The sequence below is a fragment of the Pelomonas sp. Root1237 genome (assembly GCF_001425055.1).
Taxonomy (GTDB): Bacteria; Pseudomonadota; Gammaproteobacteria; order Burkholderiales; family Burkholderiaceae_C; genus Pelomonas.
Map to the genome: position 1 here is coordinate 704300 of NZ_LMDK01000016.1, position 15018 is coordinate 719317.

Genomic DNA, 15018 nt, shown 5'->3' on the forward strand with positions numbered 1-15018 from the left:
TGGGCGAGGGGCCGTCTCATTCAGGCGGCCTTGCGAACGGGTTTGCGTGGCTTGGCGGCCTTCACGGCCACGGCGCCGATGGCCTCGGGTGTCATCGCGAAGGCATCGGCCAGCGCCTCGCCCTGGTCCTGCATGCGCGCCAGCATCGCGTCGAACTCGCCGCCTAATGCACCCAGATCGGGCTCGGCGGCACGCTGCATTTCGCGGTAGCGCTCGACCGACATCAGCACGAAGGCGGGCTGGTCATGCTTGGTGATCAGCACCGCGCCATGGGCCGCGACCGTGCGGCCGACTTTCTGGATACCCGCCACGAGCTGGGTGGCCGACACGCTGGGCAGCTGGTCGGCCAGGGCTTGTTCGAGGACTGCAGACATGATGAGGCTCCCGACTGGCATGGCCGCATTTTGCCTATTTTGGGAAAAATAGGAAATTTAGGGGATTGCGGGAGGCCGAAAATCAGTGCGCTTCTTCCCAGTTCGCGCCAACACCCACCTCGGCCAGCAGCGGCACCTTGAACTCGGCCACGCCGGCCATCAGGCGTGGCACCTCGGTGCGCATCCAGTCCAGTTCGACCTCGGGCACCTCGAAAACCAGTTCGTCGTGCACCTGCATGATGATCCTGGACTGCTTGCCGGCACTGTCCAGTTCCGCCTGCACGGCCAGCATGGCCAGCTTGATCAGGTCGGCCGCCGTGCCCTGCATGGGCGCGTTGATGGCCTGGCGCTCGGCACCGGCGCGGCGCGGGCCATTGCCGCCGCGGATCTCGGGCAGGTAGATGCGCCGGCCGAACAGCGTCGACACATAGCCGAGTTCGGCTGCGCTCGCCTTGGTCTCGTCCATGTACTTCTTGACGCCGGCAAAGCGGGTGAAATAGCGCTCGATGTAGTCCTTGGCCGCTTTCTGCTCGATGCCCAGGGCCGAGGCCAGGCCGAAGGCGCCCATGCCGTAGATGAGACCGAAGTTGATGGTCTTGGCATAGCGACGCTGCTCGCTGGAGACCTCGCCCAGCGCGACGCCGAACACCTCGCTGGCCGTCGCCTTGTGCACGTCCTGCCCTTCCTGGAAGGCGCGCAGCAGCCCCGGGTCCTCGCTGATGTGGGCCATGATGCGCAACTCGATCTGCGAGTAGTCGGCGCTGACGATTCTGTAGCCCTCGGGCGCGACGAAGGCCTCGCGCACGCGCCGGCCTTCCGCCGTGCGGATGGGAATGTTCTGCAGATTGGGCTCGTTGCTGGACAGCCGCCCGGTCACGGCCACGGCCTGGGCGTAGTTGGTGTGCACGCGGCCGGTGTGGGCGTTGATCTGCAGCGGCAGCTTGTCGGTGTAGGTGCTCTTGAGCTTGGACAGGCCGCGGTATTCGAGGATCTTGGCCGGCAGAGGAAAGTCGGCGGCGAGTTCGGTCAATACCTCTTCGTCGGTGGATGGCGCGCCGGTGGCGGTCTTCTTCACGACCGGCAGGCCCAGCTTGGTGAACAGGATGTCGCCGATCTGCTTCGGTGAGCCGATGTTGAAGGGCTGGCCGGCGATCTCGTAGCACTGCTGCTCCAGCAGCACCAGGCGTTGGCCGATCTCATGGCTTTGCAGCTTCAGCCGTTCTGAATCGATCAGCACGCCGTTGCGCTCCACCCGCGCGAGCAGGTCGGCCGTGGGCATCTCGATGTCGCGGTAGATGTGCGTCATGCCAGCGTCGGCCTCGATCTGCGGCCACAGCACGCTGTGCAGGTGCAGGCACATCTCGGAGTCTTCACCTGAGTAGGTCGTGGCCTTGGCCACGTCGACCTGCGCGAACGGGATCTGGTGCGCGCCCTTGCCGCACAGGTCCTCGTAGCTCAGGCCCTTGCGGCCCAGGTGGCGCTCGGCGAGCGCTTCCAGGTTGTGGGTCTTGTGAGCTTCCAGCACATAGCTCTGCAGCAGCGTGTCGTGCTGTACGCCGGCCAGGTTGACGCCATGGTTGAGCAGCACATGGCGGTCGTACTTCAGGTTCTGGCCGATCTTCTTGGCCGATGCGTCTTCCAGCCAGGGCTTGAGCCGCGCCAGCACGGCGTCCAGCGGCAGCTGCTCGGGCGCGTCCGGGCCGCTGTGGGCCAGCGGGATGTAGGCCGCTTCGCCGGGCTTGTCGGCGAAGGAGATGCCGACGATGCGGGCGGCCATCGGGTCCAGCGAGTCGGTCTCCGTGTCCAGCGCGCACAGCGGTGCGGCGTGCAGGCGGATGAGCCAGGCTTCCAACTGCTCGAAACTCAGGACGGTTTCGTACTGGCGGGCAACCTCGGCCGCGCCGGCGGGCGGTTCCGGTTCGTCGAACAGGCCCGGGTTGGCCACCGGTGCCGCCTTGGGCTTGGCCACCACCGCGGTGCCGGTCAGTTCTTCCAGCCAGGCCTTGAAGCCGTTGCGCACGTAGAACTCGCCCAAACGCGCCTTGTCCGGCTCGCGGAAAGCCAGCTCCTCCAGCTTGGGCCAGCCCGGCACATGCTCGGCGAGCTCGCAATCCAGCTTCACGGTGACCAGCTTGCGACCCATGGGCAGCCAGTCCAGCGCGGCGCGCAGGTTCTCGCCGGCCTTGCCCTTGACCGTGGGCGCAGCGGCGATGACGCCGTCCAGCGAGCCGTATTCGGACACCCACTTCGCCGCGGTCTTGGGGCCGACGCCGGTCACGCCCGGCACGTTGTCCACGGTGTCGCCCATCAGCGTCAGGTAGTCGATGATGCGATTGGGCGGCACGCCGAACTTCTCCAGCACGCCGGCCTCGTCCAGTCTCTCGTTGCTCATCGTGTTGATGAGCTCGACGTCGGCGTTGACCAGCTGGGCCAGGTCTTTGTCGCCGGTCGACACGATGACGCGATGGCCCTCCTGGGCCGCAATGCAGCACAGCGTGCCGATGACGTCGTCGGCCTCCACGTTCGGCACCGTCAGCGTGGGCCAGCCCAGCAGCTTGACGACCTCGTGGATGGGCTCGATCTGCGCGCGCAGCTCAGGCGGCATGGGCGAGCGTTGGGCCTTGTATTCGGGATACCAGTCGTCGCGGAAGGTCTTGCCCGGCGCATCGAACACGCAGACGGCGTGGGCCGCGCCGATGTCGCTCTGCAGTTTTTTCAGCATGGCCACCATGCCACGCACCGCCCCGGTGGGCTGGCCCTCGGGGCCGCGCAGGTCGGGCATGGCATGGAAGGCGCGATACAGATAGCTGGAGCCGTCGACCAGCAGCAGGATGGGTTTACTCATGGCGACGGATTGTCCGGCAGCCCGCCACCTAGAATCGGCAGCATGTTGCGCCTTGCCGTACCCCTGCTGCTCGCTGCCCTGTGTGGCGGCGCCCTCGCTGACCCGCCGCCAGAACCCAAGGTCGAGCGCACCGTGGCCGAGGACGACCAGGTCCGCATCGAGGAGCTGAAGGTGCGCGGCGAGGCCAAGAAGGTCACGGTCAAGAACAAGCTGACCAAGGCCCCGGACTACGAAATCGTCGTCAACGACGCCGGCCGCGAATCGGCCGGCGGCACGGGCACGGGCATGCCCAAGAGCGGCTCGGGCGCGCGGGTCTGGCGAGTTCTCAAATTCTGATCGCAAGCGGCCCTCGGGGTCGCTTTCTGGACCCATGGCCGTTTTCACCGAAGTCAGCCCGGCGCAGGCGCAAGCCCTGCTAGACCATCTCGCCCTCGGGCAACTCAGCTCGCTGCGCGGCATCGGCGCGGGCATCGAGAACACGAACTACTTCGTCGATTGCCAGGATGCCAATCAAAGTGGCCACTATGTCCTGACGCTGTTCGAGCGCCTGACGGCCGAGCAACTGCCCTTCTACCTGCGTCTGATGCAGCACCTGGCCCAGCGCGGCGTGCCGGTCCCTGAACCGCACGCGGACGCCGCCGGCGAGATCCTCTTCGAGGTGGCGGGCAAGCCCGCGGCCATCGTCGACCGCCTGCATGGCGGCCACCAGCTGGCACCCGACGCCTTCCATTGCAGCCAAGTGGGTGCCACGCTGGCGCGCATGCACCTGGCGGGCCAGGATTTCCCGCTGCACCAGCCCAATCTGCGCGGCCTGGCCTGGTGGCGCGAGGTGGTGCCGCAGCTCCTGCCCTTTCTGAGCGGCCCCGAAGCCGAGCTGCTGCAAAGCGAGCTGGCCTACCAGGAACAGCTCGCCGCGTCGCAGGACTATGCCCAGCTCGCGCGCGGCCCCATCCACGCCGACCTGTTCCGCGACAACGTCATGTTCGAGCCCGGCGAAGGCCCCGGCCGCGAGCGCCTGACGGGCTTCTTCGACTTCTACTTCGCCGGCGTCGACACCTGGCTGTTCGACCTCGCCGTCTGCCTGAACGACTGGTGCATCGACCTGACCGACGGCCGCCTCATCGAGGAGCGCGCCGCCGTGTTCGTCGCCGCCTACGAGAGCGAGCGGCCGTTGTCCGGCGCCGAGCATCGCCTGCTGCCGGCCCTGCTGCGCGCGGCGGCACTGCGCTTCTGGGTGTCGCGCCTCTTTGACCTGCACTTGCCGCGTGAGGCCTCGCTGCTCAAGGCCCACGACCCACGCCACTTCGAGCGCGTGCTGCGCGAGCGCATCGCCAAGCCCTGGCACGCACTGCACGGCGGGGTCGGCGAATGACGATGCAACTGCACTTGCAGCAGGTGCCGGCCGGCAACGGGCGGCTCTGGATACGCCATGGTTTCAAGATCTTCAGGCGCCAGCCACTGGCCTTCTCGGGCCTGCTCGGCCTGGCGCTGCTGGTTTCCATGCTGCTGAGCGCGCTGCCCTTCGTCGGCCCCATGCTGGGCCTGATGGCCATTCCGGTCTGTTCGCTGGGCTTCATGCTGGCCACGCACCTGGCGCTGCAGCGCAAGATGCCCCATGTGGACGTCTTCATCGCCCCCTTCCGGCTGACGCCTGAACGGCGCCGCCACCAGTTCGTGCTGTGCGCGGGCTTTGCGCTGGTCATGCTGCTGATCCTGCTGCTGGCCGACCAGATCGACGGCGAGGTCACCCACGAGCTGATGGAGTTGATGAAGCGCGACGCGAACGCCGACGCGATCGCCGCCATCGCGGCCGACCCGCGGCTGATCTGGGGCTTCATGGTCCGCGCGGTCGGCATGACCGCACTGTCGATCCCCTACTGGCATGCACCGGCCCTGGTGCATTGGGGTGGGCAGAGCGCCGCCCAGTCGCTGTTCTCCAGCACGCTGGCGCTGTGGCGCAACAAGGGCGCTTTCGCGCTGAACGCCCTGCTGTGGGCGGCGCTGATGTTTGCCTGCAGCGGCGTCATCAGCGTGGTCTTCGGCCTGCTCGGCCTGCTGCAGTTCGCGCCGGTGGCCTCGGTGGCCTGCTTCCTGGTGCTGGCGGCGGTGTTCTACGCCTCGCTGTACTTCAGCTTTGTCGACTGCTTCATGTTCGGCGCGCCGCCGAACCTGCTCGACGACTCGAAGGGCTGACCCCTCGCTGGGCCGGCCGCGTTTTCACGCGGCGGACATGCAAGCTCCCTACATTGCGCGGCTCGTGCCAGGCCGGCGCACTGCGTGTGCGGGCCTGGCTGTGCAGTCCCTGAACAGCAGCCGCCAAATGTCCCAGACCCTGAATCGTCGCCACGCCCTGAAGTACATGGGCGTCCCCCTGATGCTCCCCCTCGGTGGCACCGCTGTCGCCGGCCTGTTGACCGGCTGCGGCGGTGGCAGCGGTGACGACAACACGCCCGCTCCCAGCTTCGCGTCCGCCAGCTTCGTCGCGATGGCTGCCCCCAGCCTCGCCACCCCGGCCGACATGGCCAGGACCCTCGTCAACTCGACGCTGATGGTCAAGTTCAGCGACGACAGTACCCAGGGCTTCTCGCTGTCGTATGCCCCCTTCTTCACGACCGGCGACCTCGTCCCCGACGGCAAGGGCGGCACCCTTCTGGCTGGCGGTTATGTCGACTTCGCCGGCAAGCCCATCATGGACACGACGGTGGCCGACAAGAACCGCCAGTTCTTCAGCGATTCGCCCGACGGCACCTCGCTGCTCAAGCTCGACAACGCCAGCGTTGCCGGCATCAAGGGCAACGCCGTCTTCGCCGTCGTGCAGTTCGAATACACGACCTGGGCGCAGGACGGCAAGACCGACATGTACGGCAAGCTGCCCTCGCCCATCGCCGTGCTGACGCTGGACCAGGACCCCGCCACGGGCAAGCTGTCGCTCGTGAAGTACCACAACGTCGATACCGCGCCCGCCATGGGCCTGTGGATTACCTGCGGCGCCAGCCTGTCGCCCTGGGGCACCCACCTGTCCAGCGAGGAATACGAGCCCGACGCCTTCACCATCGCCAGCAACGCCCAGTTCAAGGCCTACAGCAAGAACCTGTTCGGCAGCGAGACCCAGGCCAACCCCTACCACTACGGCCACCTGCCGGAGGTCACCGTCAACCCCGACGGCAGCGGCACCATCAAGAAGCACTACTGTCTTGGCCGTATCTCGCATGAGCTGATCCAGGTCATGCCCGACAACCGCACCGCCATCATGGGCGACGACGCGACCAATGGCGGCTTCTTCATGTTCGTGGCCGACAAGGAGAAGGACCTCTCCGCCGGCTCGCTGTTTGTGGCCAAGTTCGGCGCCGGCTTCTCGCTGGACACGGCCGCCGCCGGCGCGCCCATCAGCTGGATCAAGCTCGGCTCGGCCACCAGCGCCGAGATCAAGGCCTTGGCCGACACGCTCAAGGCCACCGACATCATGGACGTGGCCACCACCGACCCGCTGGACGCCAGCTTCACCAAGATCTGGCTCGGCGGCAAGGTGCAGTGGGTGCGCGTGAAGGCCGGCATGGACAAGGCCGCCGCCTTCCTCGAGACCCACCGCTACGCCGCGCTCAAGGGCGGCTCCATGGCCTTCACCAAGATGGAAGGCACGACCGTCAACGCCAAGGACAAGATCGCCTACTCGGCGCTGCAGAACATGCAGAGCTCCATGGTGCGCGGCAACGCGGCCTGGAACGAGGCCGCCAACATCACCATCGACAAGGCCCTGAACGCCGGCGGCGTGCTGGCCCACACGCTGAGCACGGGCCAGAAGGACACGGCAGGCGGTGCCATCACCAGCGACTGGGTACCTTCGCTGACCAAGACCCTGCTGATCGGCGAAGACCTCGCCACGGCGGATGCGCTGGGCAACCTCGCCAATCCCGACAAGATCGGCGCGCCCGACAACCTGAAGTTCTCGGAGAAGCTGCGCACCCTCTTCATCGGCGAGGACAGCAGCTACCACGTCAACAACTTCGTCTGGGCCTACAACGTCGACACCAAGACGCTGACCCGCCTCGTGTCAATGCCTTCGGGCGCCGAAGCGACCGGCCTGGGCGTGGTGGACGACTTGAACGGCTGGACCTACATCACCAGCAACTTCCAGCATCCCGGCGACTGGGGCGTGCCGCTGCACAACGTGGTCAAGGCCACGCTGGACCCGCTGGTGCGCGCCAACTACAAGGACCGCTTCGGTGCCCAGGTGGGCTATCTGACGGGCGCCGTCACCAGCGTGAAGCTGGCCAAGATCGGCTGATTGCCGGTTCGACACGCGCCGCAGGGCGTGTCACACAAGGGCTGCGTGAGCAGCCCTTTCTCGTGGGTCACCATGGCTCGGCTGCAGGCTGAACGCCCTCGCCGAACTCGCGGGCCACGTCGGCACTCAGCTCACCGGTGCCCGCATGGCGCCGCTGGCGGTCTTGCTGCTTGCCCAGCGCCGATTCGAGGGCCCTCGTCAACTTGTCGGCCGCGCCCTCGATGGCCTGGTGCATGCTTTCGGCCTGGTGCTTGACTGCGATGTTCTTCAGCCCCACCACGCGCGCCTCCAGCAGGCAGCGCATGTCGTCGGGGCCCGATTTCTCACCGCTGTTCATGTCGCCCAGATGTGCCTCCACATGCGTCACCTGGCCCTTGTAGTGGTCGACCGCGCCGCGGATCACGCCCTCGACATGCTCGATCAGCTTCTCACGGCCCTCTACGTGGTTGTCGGTCTCGATTTGCACCTGCATTGCATTCCTTTCGGCGTACGGAAGTCGCGCGCTTGGAGAAGAGGGGGCAAGCGGCGTGCCGTGCGACGCTTCGGTGCCCCTTGCGAGGTGGCTGAAGGTGGTGGTCGGCAGCTGCCGGTTACGCCCTACGCCCGTGAGCGTCCGTTCGCAGGCAGTTCGACACCACGATTGCGTGCTCAAATTTTGGGCAAGAATCATTAACGATCCAGCGACAACACGTCAGGCCTCATGGAACTACCCTATCTCGTCGCCGCATTCATCAAGACACTCAGTGACGTCTTGTCGAAGCCAGTACTGCGCATTGGCACGAAGAACGGACTTCCATACGCGGACATCGTCTTCGAGGAAACGCCCCGACAGACGATCGACGAACGCATTGCGAAGATTGACGCTGCTCGGACCAATCAGGCGGAGGCGCTAAGCGCGATCGATGAACTCAAGGCTGCAGCAAACTCAAACAAGGTGGACTTGGAGTCCGCCCTCGAACGATTGGGGCAGACCCAAGCTGAGCACGACGCTGCCAAGCGTGAACTCGAACTCGTTCGCCAGGTCGCGAGTTCAGACGTCGAGACGTTCCAGCGTCTCGCTGGAGTGCCGTCCAAATCTCAGATCGCGAAGGAGCGTGCACTTGGCTTCGTCTTTGGCGTTCTTGCCTCCCTTATCGCATCAGGGGTCTGGTGGCTACTTACAAAGGTTTGGCCATATCTGAAGACCTGAGAATGATGGTCTCGCGGCCCAAACTCCTCGCCGGTGAGTCCCCCTCAGCTCAAATGTTGAGCGGCTGCTTTTGGCAGGCTCACTTGGCCGCCACCCACTTCAGCAACGGCTTGATGGCGAGCAATCCAATACGCGGGTCGGCCAACAGGCTGCATTGCATCCCGTTAGGCCCCGGTCCGCTTCCGAGAATGACCCTCAACGCTCCCGCGGAATCGCGTAGGTGCCCGTCGCATGAGCCACCGGCTCGTCCTCGCCCTCCGAGAAGATCCACACCTCGCCCACGGCCAGCGACTTGCCCAGCTTCATCAGCCGGCAGCGCGCGACGACACGTCGGTCGGCGCGCGGCTTGCGCAGGAAGTTGATCGACAGATTCGTCGTCACCGCCAGCGGCACGATGCCGATGCGCGCCAGGATGCCCAGATACAGGGCTACGTCGGCCAAGGTCATCATGACCGGGCCGGACACCGTGTTGCCGGGGCGCAGCTCGCGCTCGCCCACCGGGTGGGCGACAACGACGCTGCCGTCCTCGTCCACCTCCTCCAGCGTGCAGCGGTTCTGCGGGAACTCGGCCTTCAGAAAGGCCACCAGCTCCGCATGTGAGGGGCGGTGTTCAGACATGGCGTTTTGCAAGCAATTGCGAGGGAACCGGCCGCCAGCCTAGCACCGCCATCAGAATGACTCGCATGAACCTCGCCGACCGGGGCTTCACTGGCTCCATCCCCCAACTCCATGAGCACTATCTGGTGCCCATGCTCTTCGATCCCTATGCCGAGGACCTGGCCGCGCGGGCAGCTGCGTTGCGCCCGGGGCGGTTGCTGGAGATCAGCGCCGGCACCGGCGTGCTGACGCGCCATCTCGTCGGGGAGCTGCCCGACAACGTCGACATTGTGGCCAGCGAACTCAACGCCACCATGCTGGACATGGCCGCCACCCGGGGCACCGACAGGCCCGTCGAGTGGCGGTTGGCAGATGCGGCGCAGCTGCCCTTTGCCGACGAGAGCTTCGACCTCGTCGCCTGCCAGTTCGGCGTCAGCCTCTTCGCCGACCGGCCACGCGCCTTTGCCGAGATCCGCCGCGTGCTCAGGGCCGACGGCGTGTTCCTCTTCAACGTCTGGGATCACCTCGACAGCAACGAGCTGGCCGAGACGATCACGCAGGCCCTGGCCCAGGCCTTCCCGGACGACCCGCCGCGCTTCCTCGCGCGCGCGCCGCACGGCTGCCACGACATCCACGCGCTGCGCCAGGAGCTCAGCGACGCCGGCTTCGAGCACGAGGCGGACTTCGTCACGCTGCCGCTGCGCGCCTGCGCGGAGTCACCTTCCCAGCCCGCTCTGGGCTTCTGCCAGGGCACGCCGTTGCGCGCCGAGATCGAGAAGCGCGCGCCAGGTCGCTTGCCCGAGATGACGGCCCTCGCGGCCCGCGCCATCGCCGACCGCTTCGGTGTCGGCGCCATCGACTCGCGCATGCAGGCCCACGTGGTCATCGTGGGGCATTGAACACTTTCGGGCCGAGCGCCGGGCCGCTCCCAAGCCGGCCCGCACTGGCGATGTGGTCGCGGCTCGATGCCGCGAGCATCGCCGCCCCCCTCGGGGGGCCGGTCAGCCGCACCCGCGTTCAGCGGGGTGCGGCTGGACGAGGGGCCTACTCAATCGGGGTGAGCTTCGCAACTGAAAGAGCCAGCCATTTCGTGCCATGCCGGCCGAAGTTGACCTGCGCCCGCGCATCCGTGCCCGAGCCTTCCAGCGTCAGCAGCACGCCTTCGCCGAACTTGTTGTGGAAGACACCCTTGCCCACGCGCAGGCCGCCATGCTCCTCGGACACCTTCTGCTTCATGCTGGCCGGCACAGGCGGCTCGACCCAGGCGGCCCTTTCTCCACGATTGGGCACATTGCCCGCACCCACCATGCCCTTGAGGCCGCTGCCGCGCTGCCAGGCCTGTTGGTACTCGCGCGCAAAGCCCGAGCCGAAGCCCTGGTTGCGCGGCGTCAGCCACTTCAGCGCCTCCTCGGGCAGCTCGTCGAAGAAACGGCTCTTGATGTGATAACGCGTCTGTCCGTGCAGCATGCGCGTCTGGCAGAAACTCAGTGAGAGCTTCTTGCGCGCCCGCGTGATGGCCACGTACATGAGGCGGCGCTCTTCCTCCAACCCGTCATGGTCGGACATGGAGTTCTCGTGCGGGAACAGCCCTTCTTCCAGGCCCGTGATGAAGACAGCGTCGAACTCCAGGCCCTTGGCCGAGTGCACCGTCATCAGCTGCACGGCGTCCTGCCCCGCCTGGGCCTGGTTGTCACCGGCCTCCAGCGAGGCATGCGTCAGGAAGGCCACCAGCGGCGACATGATCTCGCCCGTCTCGGCATCGGGCACCGAGCCCGGCGTGCCCGTGGACTGCACGCTCGGAGCCACTTCGTCCACCGGCAGGCCGACGGCGTTCTTGCCGAAGCCCTCCTGCATGACGAAGGCCTCGGCGGCGTTGATCAGTTCGTCCAGGTTCTCCAGCCGCTCGGCGCCGTCCTTGTCGGTGCGGTAGAAGTCCAGCAGGCCCGAGGTCTCCAGCACCTGCTCGATGATCTCGCGCAGCGTCATGCCTTGCGTCAGGTTGCGCGTCGAGTCGATCAGGTTGGTGAAGGCGACCAGATTGGCGCCGCCCTTGCCGGTGATGGCGCCCACGCTCTGGTAGAGGCTGCGGCCGCTGGCCTTGGCGGCGTCCTGCAGGTTCTCCAGCGTCTTGGCGCCGATGCCGCGGGTCGGGAAGTTCACGACGCGCAGGAAGCTCGTGTCGTCGCTCGGGTTCTCCAGCAGGCGCAGATAGGCCAGCGCATGCTTGACCTCGGCGCGCTCGAAGAAGCGCAGGCCGCCATAGACGCGATACGGGATGCCCGAGTTGAACAACGCCGACTCGATGACCCGCGACTGCGCATTGCTGCGGTAGAGGATGGCAATCTCCTGCCGGTCCATGCCGCCGCGGTGCAGGCTCTGGATCTCCTCGATGACCCACTGCGCCTCGGCGAAGTCGCTCGGCGACTCCTGCACGCGAATCGGGTCGCCCAGGCCGGCGTCGGTGCGCAGCGTCTTGCCCAGGCGCTGGCTGTTGCGGCTGATCAGCTCGTTGGCGGCGTCCAGGATGTGGCCGAAGCTGCGGTAGTTCTGCTCCAGCTTGATGACTCGTCTGACGCGGTACTCGCGTTCGAAATCGGCCATGTTGCCGACGCGGGCACCGCGAAAGGCATAGATGCTCTGGTCGTCGTCGCCCACCGCCAGGATGCTCTGGCCGTTGCCCAAGCCCGGCGGCGCGAACATCTTCAGCCAGGCGTACTGCAGCTTGTTGGTGTCCTGGAACTCGTCGACCAGGATGTGGCGAAAGCGGTGCTGATAGTGCTCGCGCACCGAGGCGTTGTCGCGCAGCAGTTCATAGCTGCGCAGCATCAGCTCGGCGAAGTCAACCACGCCCTCGCGCTGGCACTGGTCCTCGTAGTTGGCGTAGATCTCGACGAGGGTCTTGGTCTGCTCGTCACGCTGCTCCACGTCGCCGGGGCGCTGGGCGTCTTCCTTGCGGCCGGCAATGAACCAGCCGACCTGCTTGGGCACAAAGCGCTCCTCGTCGAGCTTCATCGCCTTGATGACACGCTTGACGGCCGAGGTCGTGTCGCTGGCGTCCAGGATCTGGAAGGCCTGGGGCAGATTGGCCAGCTTCCAGTGCGCACGCAGGAAGCGGTTGCACAGGCCGTGGAAGGTGCCTATCCACATGCCGCGCACATTGAAGGGCAGCATGGTCGAGAGACGCGTCAGCATCTCCTTGGCGGCCTTGTTCGTGAACGTCACGGCCATGATGCCGCCCGGGCTGACCTGGCCGGTCTGCAGCAGCCAGGCGATGCGGGTCGTCAGCACACGGGTCTTGCCCGAGCCGGCACCGGCCAGGATCAGCGCGGGTTCCGGCGCCGCGGTCACTGCGGCGAGTTGTTCGGGGTTGAGGTTGCGCAGCAGGGGGCTGGAAGCAGCGTCGACCACAGCGTCGACAGGGGAAGAAGTCATCCCGGCATTCTAGGGAAGCCCCTCGTTACAGCCTGGCCGGCGCCCGCCGCTGACCGTGCGGGGTCGTTGGGGATACTTCTGGTTTTCCCCTAAAGCACTTTCGGAATGCCACGTCTCACTCTCGCCCTCGGCACCATCGCCCTCACCCTCGCCTCGCAGGCCACGCTGGCCCAAGACACGCCCGACGGCAAATGGCACGGCGGGCTCAGCGTCTCCGGCGCACTGGCCAGCGGCAACAGCAGCAGCCGCACGCTGGCCGCCAATGCGGATGCCAGCGTCGCGACGGCCGAAGACAAGCTCAGCCTCTACGGCATCGCCAACTACGGCCGTAACAAGAACGCGGGCGTCGACACCACCACCGCCGACCTGTTGCGCCTGGGCGGCCGCTACGACTTCAACCTCGGCCCGCAGTGGTTCTCCTTCGGCGGCGCGGAAGGCGAGACCAACAAGGCCGGCGGCGTGCGCGACCGCTACAGCCTCAACGGCGGCGCGGGCTACCACCTGGTGAAGGACGATGCCAACAGCTGGGATGTCTTCAGCGGTCTCGGCTACACCGCCACCCGCCTGACGGACGGCAGCGAGGCCAATGGCGCGCAAGTGCTGTTCGGCGAAGAGTCCAGCCACAAGATCAGCGAAACGACCACGTTGAAGCAACGCCTCGTCTACTACCCCGGCGGCGGCGACCTCGGCAACCGCGCCACCTTCGACGCCGGGCTGGCCACGCAGATCATCGCCGGCTGGACGCTCAACGCCGGCCTGTCCAGCCGCTACACCGGCCACGTGCCCGCGGGCACCAAGAAGACGGACAACCTGCTGACCGTGGGCTTCGGCTACAAGTTTTGACCTCAACGGCCTTTGCGCACCTTGCCGGCCCGCCCGGCCTTGGACCATTCATAGGTCTCGCCGTCCGGCGTTCGCCCGCCTTCGACCGCGGCCACGCCCGGCCGGCCCACGCTTTCATCCAGCTCGGTTGAGATGCTGACGTGGCGATGCCCTGCCCTGCGCCGGTCCTCGGCCCAGGCCAGGGCCTGGGTCAGCTCCTTGCTGCTGAAGAACTGGCAGACCGGGGTCGCCTCTTCGCCCTCACCTTCCAGCCAATACACCACGATGCCCAAGCGCGTCTCCGTCTGCGTTGAAGGCCGCAGCGTAGCGGCTCGGCAATTGATTGCCAAAAGCAAGTATTTTGAAGATGATGGCCCATGACCGCCGATCAAGCCCTGGACGTCCGCGCCTTCAATCGCTTCTATACGCGCCGCATCGGCGTGCTGGCGCCGAAGCTGGACAGCGACTTCACGCTGCCGGAGGCCCGGCTGATGTGGGAACTGGCGCATCACGCGCCGATCAGCGCCTCGGCGCTCAGCAAGAGCCTGCAGCTGGACGCTGGCTATATGAGCCGGCTGCTGCGCGGATTGAAGAACCGCGGCCTGCTGGCCAGCCAAGCCCATCCCAACGACGGCCGCCAGACGCTGCTCAAGCTCAGCCCCGCCGGCAAGCGCGCCTTCGTGCCGCTGGACCGCGAGGGCACGGCCAAGGCCCAGGCCATGCTCGCGCCGCTGTCGGCAACACAACGCCACGCGCTGCTGGGCTCGATGTCGCGCATCCAGGCCGTGCTGGAGCCCGACGCCACGGCAGCCGTTGAGCTGCGCTCCCCCCAACCAGGCGACCTGGGCTGGATCGTCGAGCGGCATGGCGCTTTCTACGCCGCCGAGTACGGCCTGGACGTGCGCTTCGAGGCGCTGGTGGCGCGCATCTGCGCCGACTTCGTCGACCGCTTCCAGCCCCAACGCGAGGCCTGCTGGATCGCCGCGCGCGGCACCGAGCGCCTGGGCTGCGTGATGCTCGTGCAGGCACGCGATGAATCTCAAGATGGGGCCACCGGCAAGCCGCGCCCCGGCGTCGCCAAGCTGCGCCTGCTGCTGCTGGAGCCCCACGCACGGGGCCTCGGCCTGGGCAAGCGCCTGGTTCGCCAGTGCAGCGACTTCGCCCGCGCCGCCGGCTACAAGCGCATCGAGCTGTGGACGCAGAGCGCATTGACCGCCGCCCGCGCCATCTACGCGGCCGAGGGCTACCGGCTGGCGCACAGCGAGCCCTTGAACAGCTTTGGCCAGGACGTCATCAGCGAGAGCTGGGAGCTGACCCTCTAGCGCCTCGCACCAGCCCTGTGCGGGCCGTTGCACACTTGCGGGGCTCCCGACAGCGGCCTCCGCCGCCGCTGTGCGGTTCTGCGCATTCCGGACCGGTCCCGTGCTGGCATGCGATTTGCGCTGTGACCGCCCATGACAAGCAATCGGGAAGT

Annotated in this window: 14 protein-coding genes; 8 read left to right on the forward strand and 6 right to left on the reverse strand. The window is 66.8% G+C overall.

The window, feature by feature from the left end; translation table 11 throughout:
- Positions 1 to 20: 20 nt before the first annotated feature.
- Together ASC91_RS16015 and polA are read right to left on the reverse strand one after the other, a co-directional pair.
- On the reverse strand, positions 21 to 374 hold the full coding sequence (locus ASC91_RS16015; RefSeq protein ID WP_162247800.1) for a type II toxin-antitoxin system prevent-host-death family antitoxin: 354 nt from the start codon (positions 372 to 374) through the stop codon (positions 21 to 23).
- 82 nt (positions 375 to 456) lie between these two features.
- Entirely contained in the window at positions 457 to 3219 is a 2763-nt protein-coding gene (gene polA, locus ASC91_RS16020; RefSeq protein WP_056198465.1) for a DNA polymerase I, read from the reverse strand.
- Positions 3220 to 3261: 42 nt separating this feature from the next.
- On the opposite strand from polA, the gene ASC91_RS16025 reads away from it, so the two are divergent.
- The 4 genes from ASC91_RS16025 (at position 3262) to ASC91_RS16040 (ending at position 7504) form a co-directional block, all read left to right on the forward strand.
- Positions 3262 to 3555, forward strand: coding sequence for a hypothetical protein (locus ASC91_RS16025; protein WP_056198468.1), 294 nt, complete (start codon positions 3262 to 3264; stop codon positions 3553 to 3555).
- Between the two features lie 34 nt (positions 3556 to 3589).
- Positions 3590 to 4591 (forward strand): homoserine kinase, encoded by a 1002-nt coding sequence (locus ASC91_RS16030; protein ID WP_056198472.1) that lies wholly within the window; start codon positions 3590 to 3592, stop codon positions 4589 to 4591.
- A 2-nt stretch (positions 4592 to 4593) separates the two neighbouring features.
- Positions 4594 to 5412: a BPSS1780 family membrane protein gene (locus tag ASC91_RS16035; RefSeq protein WP_056198476.1), complete on the forward strand. Its 819-nt coding sequence runs from the start codon at positions 4594 to 4596 to the stop codon at positions 5410 to 5412.
- A gap of 127 nt (positions 5413 to 5539) precedes the next feature.
- Positions 5540 to 7504: a PhoX family phosphatase gene (locus ASC91_RS16040; protein ID WP_056199678.1), complete on the forward strand. Its 1965-nt coding sequence runs from the start codon at positions 5540 to 5542 to the stop codon at positions 7502 to 7504.
- A 67-nt stretch (positions 7505 to 7571) separates the two neighbouring features.
- Here the strand turns inward: ASC91_RS16040 and ASC91_RS16045 are convergent, their stop codons facing one another.
- Positions 7572 to 7976: an HPF/RaiA family ribosome-associated protein gene (locus tag ASC91_RS16045; RefSeq protein ID WP_056198479.1), complete on the reverse strand. Its 405-nt coding sequence runs from the start codon at positions 7974 to 7976 to the stop codon at positions 7572 to 7574.
- 228 nt (positions 7977 to 8204) lie between these two features.
- On the opposite strand from ASC91_RS16045, the gene ASC91_RS16050 reads away from it, so the two are divergent.
- Positions 8205 to 8693 carry a hypothetical protein gene (locus ASC91_RS16050; RefSeq protein ID WP_056198483.1) on the forward strand — a complete coding sequence of 163 codons (489 nt, stop codon included), beginning with the start codon at positions 8205 to 8207 and terminating at the stop codon, positions 8691 to 8693.
- Positions 8694 to 8888: 195 nt separating this feature from the next.
- Here ASC91_RS16050 and ASC91_RS16055 read toward each other — a convergent pair whose 3' ends face one another.
- Positions 8889 to 9311 (reverse strand): PaaI family thioesterase, encoded by a 423-nt coding sequence (locus ASC91_RS16055; protein WP_056198486.1) that lies wholly within the window; start codon positions 9309 to 9311, stop codon positions 8889 to 8891.
- Positions 9312 to 9376: 65 nt separating this feature from the next.
- On the opposite strand from ASC91_RS16055, the gene ASC91_RS16060 reads away from it, so the two are divergent.
- Entirely contained in the window at positions 9377 to 10189 is an 813-nt protein-coding gene (locus tag ASC91_RS16060) for a class I SAM-dependent methyltransferase (RefSeq protein WP_056198489.1), read from the forward strand.
- Between the two features lie 145 nt (positions 10190 to 10334).
- On the opposite strand, the gene ASC91_RS16065 is transcribed toward ASC91_RS16060, so the two are convergent.
- Entirely contained in the window at positions 10335 to 12722 is a 2388-nt protein-coding gene (locus ASC91_RS16065; protein WP_056198492.1) for a UvrD-helicase domain-containing protein, read from the reverse strand.
- A 105-nt stretch (positions 12723 to 12827) separates the two neighbouring features.
- Here ASC91_RS16065 and ASC91_RS16070 point away from each other — a divergent pair, with 105 nt between their 5' ends.
- Positions 12828 to 13565, forward strand: coding sequence for a YdiY family protein (locus tag ASC91_RS16070; RefSeq protein WP_056198495.1), 738 nt, complete (start codon positions 12828 to 12830; stop codon positions 13563 to 13565).
- 2 nt (positions 13566 to 13567) lie between these two features.
- Here ASC91_RS16070 and ASC91_RS16075 read toward each other — a convergent pair whose 3' ends face one another.
- Positions 13568 to 13828 carry a hypothetical protein gene (locus ASC91_RS16075; RefSeq protein ID WP_394326334.1) on the reverse strand — a complete coding sequence of 87 codons (261 nt, stop codon included), beginning with the start codon at positions 13826 to 13828 and terminating at the stop codon, positions 13568 to 13570.
- A gap of 93 nt (positions 13829 to 13921) precedes the next feature.
- On the opposite strand from ASC91_RS16075, the gene ASC91_RS16080 reads away from it, so the two are divergent.
- Positions 13922 to 14866 (forward strand): bifunctional helix-turn-helix transcriptional regulator/GNAT family N-acetyltransferase, encoded by a 945-nt coding sequence (locus ASC91_RS16080; RefSeq protein ID WP_056198502.1) that lies wholly within the window; start codon positions 13922 to 13924, stop codon positions 14864 to 14866.
- Positions 14867 to 15018: the final 152 nt, after the last annotated feature.